Origin of the sequence: Parageobacillus sp. KH3-4, from assembly GCF_022846435.1 — a bacterium.
Lineage (GTDB): Bacteria > Bacillota > Bacilli > Bacillales > Anoxybacillaceae > Parageobacillus > Parageobacillus thermoglucosidasius_A.
Map to the genome: position 1 here is coordinate 963,559 of NZ_AP025627.1, position 14,476 is coordinate 978,034.

15 protein-coding genes are annotated in these 14,476 nt (G+C 45.7%); all 15 read left to right on the plus strand.

The genetic code is table 11. The annotated features are described in order from the left end of the window. Positions 1 to 442 precede the first annotated feature (442 nt). The 15 genes from MWM02_RS04870 to MWM02_RS04940 all read left to right on the plus strand — a co-directional run bounded on the left by MWM02_RS04870 (position 443) and on the right by MWM02_RS04940 (position 14,424). Positions 443 to 1,738 (plus strand): replication-associated recombination protein A, encoded by a 1,296-nt coding sequence (locus tag MWM02_RS04870; RefSeq protein WP_244403064.1) that lies wholly within the window; start codon positions 443 to 445, stop codon positions 1,736 to 1,738. Positions 1,739 to 1,798: 60 nt separating this feature from the next. Beyond that, complete coding sequence (locus tag MWM02_RS04875; protein ID WP_064549729.1) at positions 1,799 to 2,461, plus strand: YczE/YyaS/YitT family protein; 663 nt, start codon at positions 1,799 to 1,801, stop codon at positions 2,459 to 2,461. 10 nt (positions 2,462 to 2,471) lie between these two features. After that, positions 2,472 to 2,888, plus strand: coding sequence for a cysteine metabolism transcriptional regulator CymR (gene cymR / locus MWM02_RS04880; protein WP_064549730.1), 417 nt, complete (start codon positions 2,472 to 2,474; stop codon positions 2,886 to 2,888). 20 nt (positions 2,889 to 2,908) lie between these two features. Next, complete coding sequence (locus MWM02_RS04885; RefSeq protein WP_064549731.1) at positions 2,909 to 4,054, plus strand: cysteine desulfurase family protein; 1,146 nt, start codon at positions 2,909 to 2,911, stop codon at positions 4,052 to 4,054. A 16-nt stretch (positions 4,055 to 4,070) separates the two neighbouring features. Beyond that, positions 4,071 to 5,186 (plus strand): tRNA 2-thiouridine(34) synthase MnmA, encoded by a 1,116-nt coding sequence (gene mnmA / locus MWM02_RS04890; protein ID WP_064549732.1) that lies wholly within the window; start codon positions 4,071 to 4,073, stop codon positions 5,184 to 5,186. 148 nt (positions 5,187 to 5,334) lie between these two features. Further along, a complete protein-coding gene (locus MWM02_RS04895) occupies positions 5,335 to 5,997 on the plus strand; it encodes a tetratricopeptide repeat protein (RefSeq protein WP_064549733.1) in 663 nt (220 codons plus the stop codon). A 17-nt stretch (positions 5,998 to 6,014) separates the two neighbouring features. Next, positions 6,015 to 8,369, plus strand: coding sequence for an SF1B family DNA helicase RecD2 (gene recD2 / locus MWM02_RS04900; RefSeq protein WP_064549734.1), 2,355 nt, complete (start codon positions 6,015 to 6,017; stop codon positions 8,367 to 8,369). A gap of 35 nt (positions 8,370 to 8,404) precedes the next feature. Then, complete coding sequence (locus MWM02_RS04905; protein ID WP_064549735.1) at positions 8,405 to 8,878, plus strand: PRC-barrel domain-containing protein; 474 nt, start codon at positions 8,405 to 8,407, stop codon at positions 8,876 to 8,878. A 15-nt stretch (positions 8,879 to 8,893) separates the two neighbouring features. Then, entirely contained in the window at positions 8,894 to 9,085 is a 192-nt protein-coding gene (locus tag MWM02_RS04910; protein WP_064549736.1) for a hypothetical protein, read from the plus strand. 12 nt (positions 9,086 to 9,097) lie between these two features. Then, the gene (locus tag MWM02_RS04915) at positions 9,098 to 9,232 is read left to right on the plus strand and encodes a YrzQ family protein (RefSeq protein ID WP_081260169.1); all 135 of its coding nucleotides are present in this window, start codon (positions 9,098 to 9,100) and stop codon (positions 9,230 to 9,232) included. A 99-nt stretch (positions 9,233 to 9,331) separates the two neighbouring features. Then, positions 9,332 to 10,393: an AI-2E family transporter gene (locus tag MWM02_RS04920; protein ID WP_064549737.1), complete on the plus strand. Its 1,062-nt coding sequence runs from the start codon at positions 9,332 to 9,334 to the stop codon at positions 10,391 to 10,393. A gap of 329 nt (positions 10,394 to 10,722) precedes the next feature. Next, positions 10,723 to 13,356: an alanine--tRNA ligase gene (alaS, locus tag MWM02_RS04925; protein ID WP_244403065.1), complete on the plus strand. Its 2,634-nt coding sequence runs from the start codon at positions 10,723 to 10,725 to the stop codon at positions 13,354 to 13,356. 70 nt (positions 13,357 to 13,426) lie between these two features. Further along, entirely contained in the window at positions 13,427 to 13,693 is a 267-nt protein-coding gene (locus MWM02_RS04930; RefSeq protein WP_244403066.1) for an IreB family regulatory phosphoprotein, read from the plus strand. Positions 13,694 to 13,696: 3 nt separating this feature from the next. Next, on the plus strand, positions 13,697 to 14,113 hold the full coding sequence (ruvX, locus tag MWM02_RS04935) for a Holliday junction resolvase RuvX (RefSeq protein WP_064549740.1): 417 nt from the start codon (positions 13,697 to 13,699) through the stop codon (positions 14,111 to 14,113). 17 nt (positions 14,114 to 14,130) lie between these two features. Further along, positions 14,131 to 14,424 carry a DUF1292 domain-containing protein gene (locus MWM02_RS04940; protein ID WP_064549741.1) on the plus strand — a complete coding sequence of 98 codons (294 nt, stop codon included), beginning with the start codon at positions 14,131 to 14,133 and terminating at the stop codon, positions 14,422 to 14,424. Positions 14,425 to 14,476: the final 52 nt, after the last annotated feature.

The following is a 14,476-nucleotide window of genomic DNA, read 5'->3' on the forward strand; positions in this document are numbered from 1 at the left end:
ATTAGCAGCACCTTCCTTTGAATCCATCTGTTTGAACCGAATTCGCATCAGCTTAATCGAGGGGCTAAAGTAAAAAGCTATTGCCATTATTCATCTTGCATTTCCGTTTCATACCGATATGAAGGATGGCTCGTTTTGTTGAGCTCTCCTTTTCTTTACGTTATAGTTGGTATAGTTGTTTCATTTTTTTTCAAAAAAAAATCCATTATAATTAACAAGGGAAAGAACATTAATAGGGATAGCATAAATGTTCGCGCAAAAATCATGCCACGTCGATGCAAAAATGGCCAAGCAGTGCGGAATGTTGAAAAGGCTCAACTGGAAATGAAATCGAAAGAAGAATCGCTGTTTCTGTTTTTCATGAAGCGGTTTTGCCTAGATGAAGTGGGCAGAAGACGAATCAAACAAGTTTTTATGCTGTCAGACGAAATGAGGGATGCCTATGCTGTTTGCTTCAGAACCGCTTTCTGTTCGGATGAGACCGAGAAACATCGATGAGATTGTCGGGCAGCAACATATTATCGGCCCGCATACCGCGTTATACAAAATGATCAAAAACGGCCACGTTCCTTCGCTTCTTTTATATGGAGAGCCGGGAGTGGGGAAAACGTCGTTGGCGCATGCGATTGCTGGAACCGTGCAACGCGATTTTTTTGCGATTAATGCTACGTCTTCGGGGAAAAAAGAGATGGAAGAAGTAGTGGAAACAGCGAAACTGACAGGCAATGTTATTTTATTTATTGATGAAATTCATCGTTTTAACAAGGCGCAGCAAGATTATTTGCTTCCCCACATCGAGCAAGGGTTGATTACGCTCATCGGCGCAACGACGGAAAATCCGTTTCATGAAGTAAATCCGGCTATCCGCAGCCGCTGCGGGCAAATTAAGCAGCTAAAGCGGCTTGAGCCGGTCGATATTCTTGTGCTTTTGCGCCGGGCTTTGCATGATCGCGACAGGGGATTAGGAGCGCTTTCGATTGACATGGAAGAGCGGCTGCTTTCCATGATCGCGGAAGCGTCAGGCGGGGATGCCCGTTTAGCGTTGAATTTATTGGAAACAATCATATATGCTTCGCGGAAGGGCGACGGCTCCATCCATGTTGATGAGCAGACGGTAAGAGAGTGCGTAGAAAATCGAGGTTTTACCCATGATAAGAAAGGGGATACGTATTATTCGCTTTTATCCGCGTTTCAAAAAAGCGTTCGCGGCAGCGATGTGGACGCGGCGTTGCATTATTTAGCGCGTTTGTTAGAAGGCGGGGATTTGGCCGCTGTTTGCCGACGGCTGCTTGTGATTGCGTACGAAGATATCGGGCTGGCAAATCCGATGATGGGCGTGAAAGTACAGGCAGCGATTGCGGCGGTGGAGCGATTGGGGCTTCCTGAAGCGAGAATTCCGCTGGCAGTTGTTACGATTGAGCTGTGTTTGAGCGCAAAATCGAATTCTGCCTATAAGGCGCTTGATGCGGCGATTCATGATGTGCGCAACGGAAAAATCGGGGACATTCCTGATCATTTAAAAGATGCCCATTATAAAGGCGCAAGCGTGCTAGGCCATGGAAAAGGGTATCAATATCCGCATGATTATCCGAATGGCTGGGTTTTTCAACAATATTTGCCAAACGAGTTGTTAGGAGTAAAATATTATTCACCAAAGGAAAATGGAGACGAAAGATATTACGCGAAAGTATATGAACGATTAGAACAGTTAAAACAACAAAGTCATTTTCGAAAATGAAGGAAACGAAATTTTATGATATAATGACAATCGGTTTATTTATATAATTGAGGTGAGAGTATGGCCCATTCTCATCACGAACATGCGCACGTTCTTCAATGGGGAATTTTTTTTGCTGGATTATTGATTATGTCGTTTGGCATCGTATTAACGATTAAAGCGGATCTCGGATGCGCACCGTGGGATGTGCTGCATATCGGATTATATCGGAAATTCGGCTTGACGATTGGAACGTGGTCGATTATTGTCGGTGTTGCGATTTTAGCGGCTTCTGCTTTGCTTTTAAAGCAATTTCCGAGAATTGGCGCTTTTCTCAATATGATTTTTGTCGGCATTTTTATTGATTTATATATGATGATTCCTTATTTGCAAACTCCCGAAACGTTGATTGGAAAATTAGTTATGCTGCTTGTCGGAATTGTGATTACGGGCTATGGAATGGGAATATATATCTCAGCTAATATGGGAGCAGGCCCGCGCGACAGTTTAATGCTTGCATTAACGGAGCTAACAGGTTGGAAAGTGCAAAATGTCCGGATCGCGATGGAAGGATTGGTTCTCTTTTTCGGCTGGGTTTTAGGAGGACCAGTATCGATAGGAACGTTAATATTTTGCGTTATGATTGGATCTGTAGCCGGCATTGCTTTGCCGCAATGCCGGCGCGCGACAGAGCGGATGTTAATAAGGCCAATTCATGTAAGAACACAAGGTTTAAGTCGTTAGGGGGAATAAGATGAAGATTTCAACAAAAGGCAGATATGGATTAACAATTATGATTGAACTGGCAAAAAAGTACGGGGATCGCCCGATTTCGTTGCGTTCGATTGCAAAAGCGAACAATTTGTCCGAACATTATCTGGAACAGCTTGTTACACCGCTGAGGAATGCTGGGCTTGTCAAAAGCATCCGCGGGGCATATGGCGGATACGTGCTAGCAGATCATCCTGCAAAAATTACGGCAGGGGATGTCATTCGTGTTTTAGAAGGACCGATTAGCCCCGTGGAGGAGCTGGACGAGGAAGAACCGGCAAAACGTGAATTATGGATTCGCGTTCGCGATGCCGTGGAGGAAGTGTTGGACAGCACGACGCTGGAAGATTTGGCGAAATATAGCGAAGGTGATGATGAAGCATACATGTTTTACATTTAACCGTGAAAGGAGAATGATCATTGAACCGAATTTATTTAGATCATGCCGCTACCTCGCCCGTTCATCCCGATGTAGTAAAACGCATGATTCCGCTGATGACCGAAGTGTTTGGAAATCCGTCGAGCATTCATTTTTTCGGAAGACAAAGTCGGCAGGCGGTCGATGAAGCAAGAGCCGTTGTGGCAGCAAGTCTTGGCGCGAAAGAATCGGAAATCATTTTCACAAGCGGTGGAACGGAAGCGGATAATATCGCGCTGATCGGAACGGCGATGGCTAATCGCCATCGTGGACGCCATATTATTACATCGATGATTGAGCATCATGCTGTATTGCGTGCATGCCAGTATTTAGAAAAACAAGGATTTGAAGTAACCTATCTTCCTGTTGATGAACAAGGGAACGTTTCGCCAGCAGATGTAAAGGCGGCGCTTCGCGATGATACGATCCTCGTTTCCATTATGTTTGCCAACAATGAGGTAGGCGTGTTGCAGCCCATTCGCGAGATCGGCGAACTGTTAAAAGATCACCAAGCTTATTTTCACACAGACGCGGTACAAGCATACGGGCTTGTTCCGATTCTCGTGAACGACTATCATATTGATTTGTTGTCGGTTTCCGCACATAAAATCAATGGTCCAAAAGGGGTCGGCGCTTTATATGTCCGTGAGACAGTAAAATTTTCTCCGCTTTTTTATGGTGGAGAACAAGAGCGGAAACGTCGCGCTGGAACGGAAAACGTGGCGGGCATTGTTGGATTTGCCAAAGCGGTGGAAATTGCGCAAGAGACGATGTCCGACAAGCAGCAGGAGTACCGTTTGCTGAGAGAGACGATGCTTTCTATTTTTGCGGAGTCGGGAATTTCTTACGCTGTGAACGGAAACGAAGACCGTTGCTTGCCGCATATCGTTAATGTCGCGTTTCCGGGGACGAACGTTGAATCTATGCTTGTCAATCTTGATTTAGCGGGAATAGCAGCTTCAAGCGGTTCTGCGTGCACCGCCGGTTCAATTGATCCATCACACGTGCTTGTGGCGATGTTCGGCAAGGAATCGGAGCGCATTCGTTCTTCTGTTCGCTTTAGTTTCGGATTAGGCAACACGAAGGAACAAATTGCCAAGGCGGCAACGGAAACAGTAAAAATTGTGAAAAGATTAACAACTAAGTAGACGGGAGGTGAATAAGGTGAACAAGGCCCCAAAAGATACGCGCGTTGTTGTCGGCATGTCGGGGGGAGTCGATTCATCGGTGGCGGCGTTGCTTTTAAAACAGCAAGGGTACGATGTCATCGGCATATTTATGAAAAACTGGGACGATACAGATGAAAACGGCGTTTGCACGGCAACGGAAGATTATGAAGATGTTGTACGCGTCTGCAATCAAATTGGCATTCCGTACTATGCCGTTAATTTTGAAAAACAATATTGGGATAAAGTGTTTACGTACTTTTTGGATGAATATAAAGCGGGACGAACTCCGAATCCCGACGTGATGTGCAACAAAGAAATTAAGTTCAAAGCATTTTTAGAACATGCGTTATCGATCGGCGCAGACTACGTGGCGACCGGCCATTACGCCCGCGTCGAGTACCGCGACGGCGAATATAAAATGCTGCGCGGTGTCGACCAAAATAAAGATCAAACGTATTTTTTGAACCAATTAGGGCAAGAACAGCTGTCGAAGGTGATGTTTCCGATCGGCCACCTCGAAAAAGCGCAAGTGCGGCAAATCGCGAAAGACGCAGGGCTTGCCACAGCAACAAAAAAAGATAGTACGGGAATTTGCTTTATCGGTGAACGGGACTTTAAAAAGTTTTTAAGCAGCTATTTGCCAGCACAGCCGGGCATTATGCAAACGCTGGACGGCGAAGTGAAAGGAAAGCATGATGGAGTGATGTATTATACGATCGGACAGCGACACGGTCTTGGCATTGGCGGAAACGGCGAGCCGTGGTTTGTGGTCGGCAAAAACGTAAAAGAAAATATTTTGTACGTCGCACAAGGGTTTAACAATGAATATTTATATTCGACTTCGCTTATTGCGACAAATGTCAACTGGGTATCGGACCGCAAACCGCCAAAATCGTTCCGATGCACGGCAAAATTCCGTTATCGCCAGCCGGATACTGGCGTTACTGTGCATGTTATCGACGAGGAAAAAGTAGAAGTCGTCTTTGATGAGCCGGTTCGCGCTGTTACTCCGGGGCAAGCCGTTGTATTTTACAATGGCGAGGAATGTCTTGGCGGCGGAACGATAGATAAAGTGTTCCGCAATGGCGAAAAACTTTGGTATGTCGCCTAAAAAACGGCAGAATGCTGCAGAATCACGACATGCGCTGGGGCAGAATGCGACACGAAAACCTCAACTCTTATGCGGGTTGAGGTTTTCGTGTAATTAATAGAAAATTGCGAACATACGTGCTATAATGAGCGTAAGGAGTGAAGAGGAAATGGAGGAGAAAAACCGAGCAGGAATCGCATATATGCAAAAAGGAAATTATGAAGAAGCGATAAAATGTTTTCATGATGCGATTGAAGAAAATCCGCACGATCCAGTCGGCTACATCAATTTTGGAACGGTGTTGGCCGCGGCCGGAGAAGAGGAAAAAGCGCTTAACTTTTTCAAAAAAGCGATTGAGCTCGATAGCAACGCGGCGGCGGCATACTATGGAATGGGATCTGTCTATTACAAACGCCAGCAGTTTGCGCAAGCGAAGGATATGTTTGAACAAGCGATTCAGAAGGGGCTAAACGATGGAGACGTCTTTTTCATGCTCGGAATGTCATTGATGCATTTGGAGGCTCCACGTCTTGCGTTGCCGTATTTACAGAGAGCGGTGGAGTTGAACGAGCGCGATGTAGAGGCGGTGTTTCAGCTCGGGCTGTGCCTTGCGCAGCTTGAATTTGTCGATGAGGCGATGGGCTATTTTCAAAAAACGATCCAGTTAGATGAACGCCATGCCGATGCGTATTATAATTTAGGGGTTATCTATGCTTATAAAGATGATGTAAAGACCGCATTAAAAATGTTTACGACCGCGCTTCAGATCCGGCCGGATCATTTGCTTGCCGGATATGGGAAAAAGATGATGGAAAAGGCGTTACAACGATAAAAGGGCAGGGGATTCCATTGCAGCAGCCGGAATCATTTGTTTTCGAGGGAACATCGTTTATTAAAGGATCATATATTTCCACCATTTTTCATAATGAAGCGAATTTGTATTCCGTCGTTCGCGTCCGAGTCGAAGAAACGAACGAAGCGTACGATGAACAAGAAGTTGTTGTAACTGGATATTTCCCTAAAATGAACGAACATGATACGTATATTTTTTACGGGAAATTTCATGACCATCCAAAGTTCGGTCGGCAATATGTCGTAGAACATTTTCGCAAACAATTTCCTAACACAAAAGACGGCATCATTCACTATTTATCAAGCGATTTATTTAAAGGAATCGGAAAAAAAACGGCAAAAGCGATCGTCGAAGCGCTTGGCGAAAATGCTATTTCCAAAATTTTAGCGGACCCTAGCGTATTGGATGATGTTCCAAAATTGTCAAAGCAAAGAGCAAAAGAGCTGTATGATACGTTGCGTGCTCATGAAGGGCTGGAGCAGACGATGATCGCGCTTTCCCAATTTGGTTTTGGTCCGCAGTTGTCGATGAAAATTTATCAAGTATATCAAGATGAAACACTTTCCGTTATTCAGCAAAACCCCTACCAGCTTGTCGAAGATGTTGAAGGAATCGGATTTGGCCGCGCTGACGAATTAGGCTATCGGCTTGGTATTTCCGGCAACCATCCTGCGCGCATTCGCGCTGCGTGTTTGTTTGTGATAGAACGGGATTGCCTTCAAGAAGGGCATGTGTATGTGACAGAAAGACAGCTCCTCACAAACGTCAAACAGCTTTTGGAGGCGAAACGAAAAGAAACAGTCAGTGAAGAAGCGATCGAACAAATGTTGTTAATGCTTGCCGAGGAAGGAAAGCTAATCAAGGAAGACGAGAAATTTTATATTCCGTCGCTTTATTTCGCCGAAAAGGGAATCGTGGCAAACGTGAAGCGCCTTTTACAGCAAACGGAAGCGGTGGTGGCGTTTCCGGAATCGGAATTTTTGTTGGCGCTCGGAAGGCTGGAGGAACGTTTATCCGTTCAATACGCTCCCTCGCAAAAAGAAGCGATTCGACAAGCGCTTTCTTCCCCGCTGTTTATTTTGACCGGAGGCCCTGGTACAGGAAAAACGACAGTAATTAAAGGGATCGTGGAAATTTTCGCTGATTTGCACGGTCTTTCCCTCGATCCGAAGGATTACACGAAAGATCATCCATTTCCGATTTTGCTCGCCGCGCCGACGGGAAGAGCGGCAAAGAGAATGAGCGAGGCAACGGGATTGCCTGCGGTTACGATTCATCGTTTACTTGGATGGAATGGGGCGGAAGGTTTTACACATGACGAGGATGAGCCGATTAGCGGCAAGCTTTTAATCGTTGATGAAATGTCCATGGTCGATACGTGGCTGGCCAATCAGTTATTTAAGTCGATTCCGGACGGTATGCAAGTGATTCTCGTTGGCGATGAAGATCAGCTGCCATCTGTCGGACCGGGACAAGTGTTAAAAGATTTATTGCAAGCGGGCGTCATCCCGACCATTCGGTTAACTGAAGTATACCGGCAAGCGGAGGGCTCATCGATTATTGAATTGGCGCACCAAATGAAAAACGGGGCCATTCCCTCGGACTTAACTGCTCCAAAGGCAGACCGCTCATTCATTCGCTGCCAGACTTCACAAGTTGCTGAAGTTGTTCGGCAAATTGCCGATAACGCGCGCAGAAAAGGCTTCGCAGTAAAAGACATTCAAGTGCTTGCCCCGATGTATCGCGGTCCTGCTGGAATCGACCGCCTCAATCAGGTGCTGCAAGATTTGTTTAACCCGAAATCCGAGAAAAAGCGGGAACTTTCTGTTGGCGATGTCGTATATCGGGTTGGTGATAAGGTGCTGCAGCTTGTCAATCAGCCTGATGACAATGTGTTTAATGGGGACATCGGGGAAATTGTCGCCATTTTTTACGCGAAGGAAAATACGGAAAAGCAGGATTTAGTCGTCGTTTCTTTTGATGGCATCGAAGTGGCGTATTCGCGGCAAGATCTGTCGCAAATTACGCACGCGTACTGCTGTTCGATTCATAAATCGCAAGGGAGCGAATTTCCGATTGTCATTTTGCCGGTTGTAAAGAGCTATTATCGCATGTTAAAGAGAAATTTATTATATACGGCTGTGACAAGAAGCAAACAATTTTTAATTTTATGCGGCGAAGAAGAGGCGTTTAAATTAGGTGTTGCCCGCAGCGATGATGGCTCTCGGCAAACAACGCTGACGGAAAAATTGCGGAACTCTCTTGCCCCTGCTGTAGAGGGAGAACTGCCGATGGAAGACGCGAACGTCGGAATGGAAAACGTTTCACCGTATGACTTTATGGACGACTAGCCAAGCTAAATGTGTCTGGAAAGGTGGAGAGATCTTTGCGGACATTTTCACATATGAAAGGGCTTCCCGTATATGAGCAAAAAACAGGGAAAAACGTTGGAAAAATAAGTGACATTTGCTTTACCAATACGGGGAAAGTCCAAGGGTTTATCGTCGAAAGCAAAGGATGGTTTGCGCGCCATCGGTATCTTCCGCTTCATGGCATTCAAGCGTTCGGAGCGGATGGGGTCGTCGTTTATGATGCTGCGCTTTTGCGGTCGTTCTCCTCTTTGCCAACTGGCTACTCTCTTTACAGCGAACGCGGAATCGCCGGAAAACCAGTGATTACCGCGGACGGCCAGAAGCTTGGATTGTTGGAAGATGTATATTTTCACGGGCAATTGGGCATAATCGGAGGATATGAGATTACAGAAGGTTTTTTTGCTGATTTGACGGAAGGGAAAAAGCGGATGGACGCTGTTCCCTTTACGGTCGGAGAAGAAGCGATTATTGTAAACACAACGATGTAAGGAGAGTGGCTGTTTGTGCTCATTTGCCCAAATTGCAAAAGTAAAAATTTAGGTAAAATCGGCGTCAATCAATATTATTGCTGGGATTGCTTTATCGAGCTTTCTGTTTCAAAAGGGATGATTCACGCACATCAAGTCGAGGAAGACGGAACGTTAAGTTCGTTAGATGATTTGTTCGATGAACATGAGCGCACGATCCAATTTTAGGAGGGAACGAGCATGAATCGCGCAATGACCTCTTTGTTAGCGTTAGGATTAGGAGTTGCTGCTTATCAGCTGGCACAGCGCAACGGTTGGGTGAACAATCGTTCCATGAAAAAAATGCGCCGCCGTTTAGCGAAGGCGATTCGTTAAAAATAAGCAAGCGCCAATTCCCGCTGTTCCTTGCGGGAATTGGTGCTTTTTTGTATAATTCTGCTTTCTGTTCCTACACTAACGATAGGGGGTGTTGCCATGGGGGAGAAGCAATGGTTGTCCATTATTCGTGTGAGCAAATGGCTGTTTGTCGTTATGATGATTTACTTAATTGTTCGCATGAAAGAAGTATGGCTGCCGGTTGTGCATTTATTTATGGCCGCACTTATTCCATTTGTGATTGCTGCGTTTATTACGTACTTATTGCATCCATTAGTGGAATACATTCATGAAAAGGGCGTTCCGCGCTGGATGGCGATTTTATTGATTTATTTTCTCTTTTTCGGAGGCATAGGCTATGGTTTTTATAAAGGAATTCCGCTGTTGATCCAACAGCTGAAAGACTTGAGTGAAAGCTTGCCGGCATTGGCGGAAACATACCGGAGCTGGACAAAACAAATCCACAATGAAACATCGGCATGGCCACTGGAAATTCACACAAGAATCGAAACGATGATCGTACAGCTGGAAAAAACGGCGGCGAACGTGTTAACGGCGGTTATTAACGGAGTAAAAGGGCTTGTTAATTCCGCGCTGTTGTTTTTGCTTATTCCGTTTATCGTTTTTTACATGCTGAAGGATATCGAGCAGCTGAAAAAAGCGGTGTGGTACATGACTCCGAAACGGTGGCGCCAACCAGGGATTGCGTTCTTAAAAGATGTAGACGAATCGCTTGGCAGCTATATCCGCGGCCAATTGTTGGTCGGGTTCATCATCGGAACGGTTGCCGCACTTGCGTTATGGATCGTGGGCATGGAATATCCGCTTTTACTCGGGTTTATTATTGGTGTAACGAATATTATTCCTTATTTTGGACCGATTATCGGAGCGGTTCCTGCCGTAATTTTGGCAGCTACCGTTTCGCTCAAAATGATGCTTATTGTTTCTGCCATCATTTTTTTTCTTCAGTTTTTAGAAGGCAATATTTTATCGCCGTTTATCGTCGGAAAAAGTTTGCATATGCATCCGCTTGTGATTATGTTTGCATTATTTGTTGGCGGGGAAATAGCGGGGGTGCTTGGCCTGATTGTTGCCGTTCCGCTTCTTGCGGTGTTAAAAGTCGCTCTTCTTCATTGGAAAGAACATTATCGGCCGCATTGACAAATAAATGCCGCTTGTCTATAATCATTCAATGAAAAAAGTGAATACATAACGCGATGACGGATCGAGTATGTTACAGTCCATCTTAAAGCGCGAGTTCGCGCACAGAGAGGAATTTCCGTGGCTGAAAGAAATTCCAGATGAAGGGTAACAGAACGCTAATCCGGAGCGCAGGCAAAACCTGACGTATCGCCACGTTACGGCGTTAGAGGGGATGAACGGCTTGCCGTTCATAAGCAGGGTGGTACCGCGAGCATAACTCTCGTCCCTGAAGGGGATGAGAGTTTTTTATATTCAAGTTCAATATGGCGTAGAAAGGGAGGATTATGATGAAAAAGCTTACTTCAGCACAAGTAAGGAAAATGTTTTTAGATTTTTTCAAAGAAAAAGGTCACGCAATCGAGCCGAGCGCGTCGCTCATTCCTGTTGACGACCCGTCTTTGCTGTGGATTAACAGCGGCGTCGCCACATTAAAAAAATATTTTGATGGCCGCGTCGTCCCGGATAATCCGCGCATTTGCAACGTGCAAAAGTCCATTCGTACAAACGATATTGAAAATGTCGGGAAAACGGCGCGTCACCATACATTTTTCGAAATGCTCGGAAATTTTTCGATTGGCGATTATTTTAAACGAGAGGCTATTCACTGGGCGTGGGAATTTTTAACAAGCGAAAAATGGATTGGTTTTGAACCAGAGCGATTGTCGGTAACGATTCATCCAGAAGACAATGAAGCGTTTGAAATTTGGCATAAAGAAATTGGCCTTCCAGAGGAACGGATTATCCGTTTGGAAGGAAATTTCTGGGATATTGGTGAAGGCCCGAGCGGCCCGAATACGGAAATTTTTTATGATCGCGGCGAAGAGTTTGGAAATGACCCGAATGATCCAGAATTATATCCGGGCGGGGATAACGACCGCTATTTAGAAGTATGGAATCTCGTGTTTTCACAATTCAACCATAACCCAGACGGCACGTATACACCGCTTCCAAAGAAAAATATTGATACAGGCATGGGATTGGAGCGGATGTGCTCCATTTTGCAGGGAGCGCCGACAAACTTTGAAACAGATTTATTTATGCCGATTATCCGTGCGACAGAACGGATTTCTGGAGAACAGTATGGTGCTGATGCGGAAAAAGATGTAGCGTTTAAAGTGATTGCTGACCATATCCGGGCGGTAACATTTGCCGTTGGAGACGGGGCGCTTCCATCCAATGAAGGCCGTGGCTATGTATTGCGCCGCTTGTTGCGCCGGGCGGTTCGTTTTGCAAAACAGCTTCATATTGAACGTCCATTTATGTATGAGTTGGTGCCAGTGGTTGGCGAAATCATGGGGGATTTCTATCCAGAAGTAAAAGAAAAAGCAGCGTTTATTCAAAAAGTCATCAAAAACGAAGAAGAACGTTTCCATGAAACGTTGCATGAAGGCTTGGCGATTTTAGCAAGCGTCATCCAAAAAGAAAAAGAGCGCGGTAGTGATGTCATTTCTGGGGAAGACGCATTCCGACTTTATGACACATATGGTTTTCCTGTGGAATTAACGGAAGAGTACGCGCAAGAAAAAGGAATGAAAGTGGATCACGAAGGATTCGAACGAGAAATGGAGCGTCAACGGGAACGCGCCCGCGCCGCTCGCCAAGACGTTGACTCGATGCAAGTACAAGGCGGCGTGCTCGGTGATATTAAAGTCGAAAGCCGTTTCGTCGGTTATGATGAGTTACAAGCGCAGTCCAAAGTAACCGTGGTCGTAAAAGATGGCAGTCTGGCCGAGGAAGTGAGCGAAGGAGAAGAAGCGCAAATTATATTAGATGTAACGCCGTTCTACGCAGAAAGCGGCGGACAAATCGCTGACCAAGGATGGTTGGAAAACGAAACGGCGCGAGTGTTTGTGAAAGATGTCCAAAAAGCGCCAAACGGGCAGCATTTGCATCATATCATCGTCGAAAAAGGAACGTTGAAAAAAGGCGAAACATATATGGCGCGAATCGATGAAGCGAAACGGGCAAACATTGTGAAAAATCACACGGCCACACATTTATTGCATCAAGCGTTAAAAGATGTGCTTGGACCGCACGTCAATCAAGCGGGATCGCTAGTTGCCCCAGATCGCTTGCGCTTTGACTTTTCGCATTTCGGACAAGTAAAGCCAGAGGAACTGGAACGCATCGAAGCGATTGTGAACGAAAAAATTTGGCGCAGCATTCCTGTCGATATTTTCTATAAGCCGCTGGCAGAAGCAAAAGCGATGGGCGCAATGGCTTTATTCGGCGAAAAATACGGGGACATCGTCCGCGTTGTGCAAGTGGGCGATTACAGTTTGGAGCTTTGCGGAGGCTGCCACGTGCCAAACACTTCGGCAATCGGCTTGTTTAAAATCGTTTCTGAATCAGGCATTGGTGCAGGCACCCGCCGGATTGAAGCGGTGACAGGAGAAGCGGCGTATCGCTTTATGAATGAACAAATCGCCTTGTTGCAAGAAGTCGCGCAAAAATTAAAAACGAGCCCGAAAGAAATCACTCACCGCATCGATGCGCTAATGAACGAGATTCGCCAATTACAACGCGAAAATGAATCATTGGCGGCGCGCCTTGGAAATATGGAAGCAGCCAACCTTGTAAACAAAGTGAAACAAGTAAACGGAATTCCTGTACTAGCAAGCAAAGTAAACGCCGCTGACATGAACCATTTGCGCACAATGGTCGATGAATTAAAACAAAAATTAGGCTCAGCGATTATCGTATTAGCGGCTGTGCATGGGGAAAAAGTAAGTTTGATCGCCGGAATTACGAATGACTTAATTGAAAAAGGATACCATGCTGGAAAATTAATTAAAGAAGTTGCCGTTCGTTGCGGCGGCGGTGGCGGCGGTCGCGCTGACATGGCGCAGGCTGGCGGAAAAGACCCAAGCAAAGTCGGGGAAGCATTGCAATATGTCGAAACATGGATAAAATCCGTTTGATAATTGATGGAGATAGTGTACAATGGATGTAAGATAGGGAGATGCCAGAACGGAGAGCGAGGTGGAGACGGTGAGCTCATTTGACCAAACAATGCAGTTTCATTTTTCTGAGGAGCCGGCCGAGACGAACATTCGTGAAGTGCTGCTGACGGTGTATGATGCTCTTCAAGAAAAAGGGTACAATCCGATTAATCAAATTGTCGGTTATTTATTATCTGGCGACCCTGCTTACATCCCTCGCTATAAAGATGCCCGAGCGTTAATTCGCAAAGTGGAGCGCGATGAATTAATTGAAGAATTAGTGAAATTCTATTTACAAGGGCAACGAAAGGATTAACGTATGCGTGTATTGGGGCTTGATTTGGGTACAAAGACGCTTGGGGTGGCCGTCAGCGATGAATTAGGTTGGACTGCGCAAGGAATTGAAACGATTTCGATTGACGAGGAACAAGGAGAATACGGTTTAAAACGGCTTCGCGAAATTATCGATGAATACAAAGTCGATACGATCGTCGTTGGATTTCCGAAAAATATGAATGGCACGGTCGGACCGCGCGCGGAGGCGAGCCAGCGCTTTGCAAAAGTACTTGAGCACGAGTTTTCGCTTCCTGTCATACTGTGGGACGAGCGGTTGTCCACTATGGTGGCGGAGCGGATGTTAATTGCCGCTGACGTCAGCCGGAAAAAAAGAAGGAAAGTGATTGATAAAATGGCGGCTGTCGTTATTTTACAGTCGTATCTTGACAGCAAACAGTAAATGGAGGAGAAAAGAAGATGGAACACGGAGATCGCCATATTACCGTTGTCGACGAAGACGGCAATGAACAATTATGTGAAATATTGTTTACGTTTGAATCAGAGGATTTTGGAAAGTCTTATGTGTTTTATTATCCGGTAGGCGCGGAATTTGAAGAGGAGGAAGAAACGGAAGTCCACGTGTCGGCATTTATTCCCGGAGATGGGGAACAAGAAGGAGAGCTTTTGCCGATTGAATCCGAGGAAGAATGGGAAATGATCGAAGAAGTATGGAATACGTTCTGCGCCGAACAAGAGGAAGAAGTGGAGTAAGAAAATGAAAAGATGGCCGTTGATCATCGGCCATCTTTTTTTATGGAAAAGG

Bases quoted from the DNA above. Each gene is read 5' to 3' on its own strand.
- MWM02_RS04870 (WP_244403064.1), top strand. From the start codon at position 443: ATGCTGTTTGCTTCAGAACCGCTTTCTGTTCGGATGAGACCGAGAAAC.
- MWM02_RS04875 (WP_064549729.1), top strand. From the start codon at position 1,799: ATGGCCCATTCTCATCACGAACATGCGCACGTTCTTCAATGGGGAATT.
- cymR (WP_064549730.1), top strand. From the start codon at position 2,472: ATGAAGATTTCAACAAAAGGCAGATATGGATTAACAATTATGATTGAA.
- MWM02_RS04895 (WP_064549733.1), top strand. From the start codon at position 5,335: ATGGAGGAGAAAAACCGAGCAGGAATCGCATATATGCAAAAAGGAAAT.
- MWM02_RS04915 (WP_081260169.1), top strand. From the start codon at position 9,098: ATGAATCGCGCAATGACCTCTTTGTTAGCGTTAGGATTAGGAGTTGCT.
- MWM02_RS04920 (WP_064549737.1), top strand. From the start codon at position 9,332: ATGGGGGAGAAGCAATGGTTGTCCATTATTCGTGTGAGCAAATGGCTG.
- alaS (WP_244403065.1), top strand. From the start codon at position 10,723: ATGAAAAAGCTTACTTCAGCACAAGTAAGGAAAATGTTTTTAGATTTT.
- ruvX (WP_064549740.1), top strand. From the start codon at position 13,697: ATGCGTGTATTGGGGCTTGATTTGGGTACAAAGACGCTTGGGGTGGCC.
- MWM02_RS04940 (WP_064549741.1), top strand. From the start codon at position 14,131: ATGGAACACGGAGATCGCCATATTACCGTTGTCGACGAAGACGGCAAT.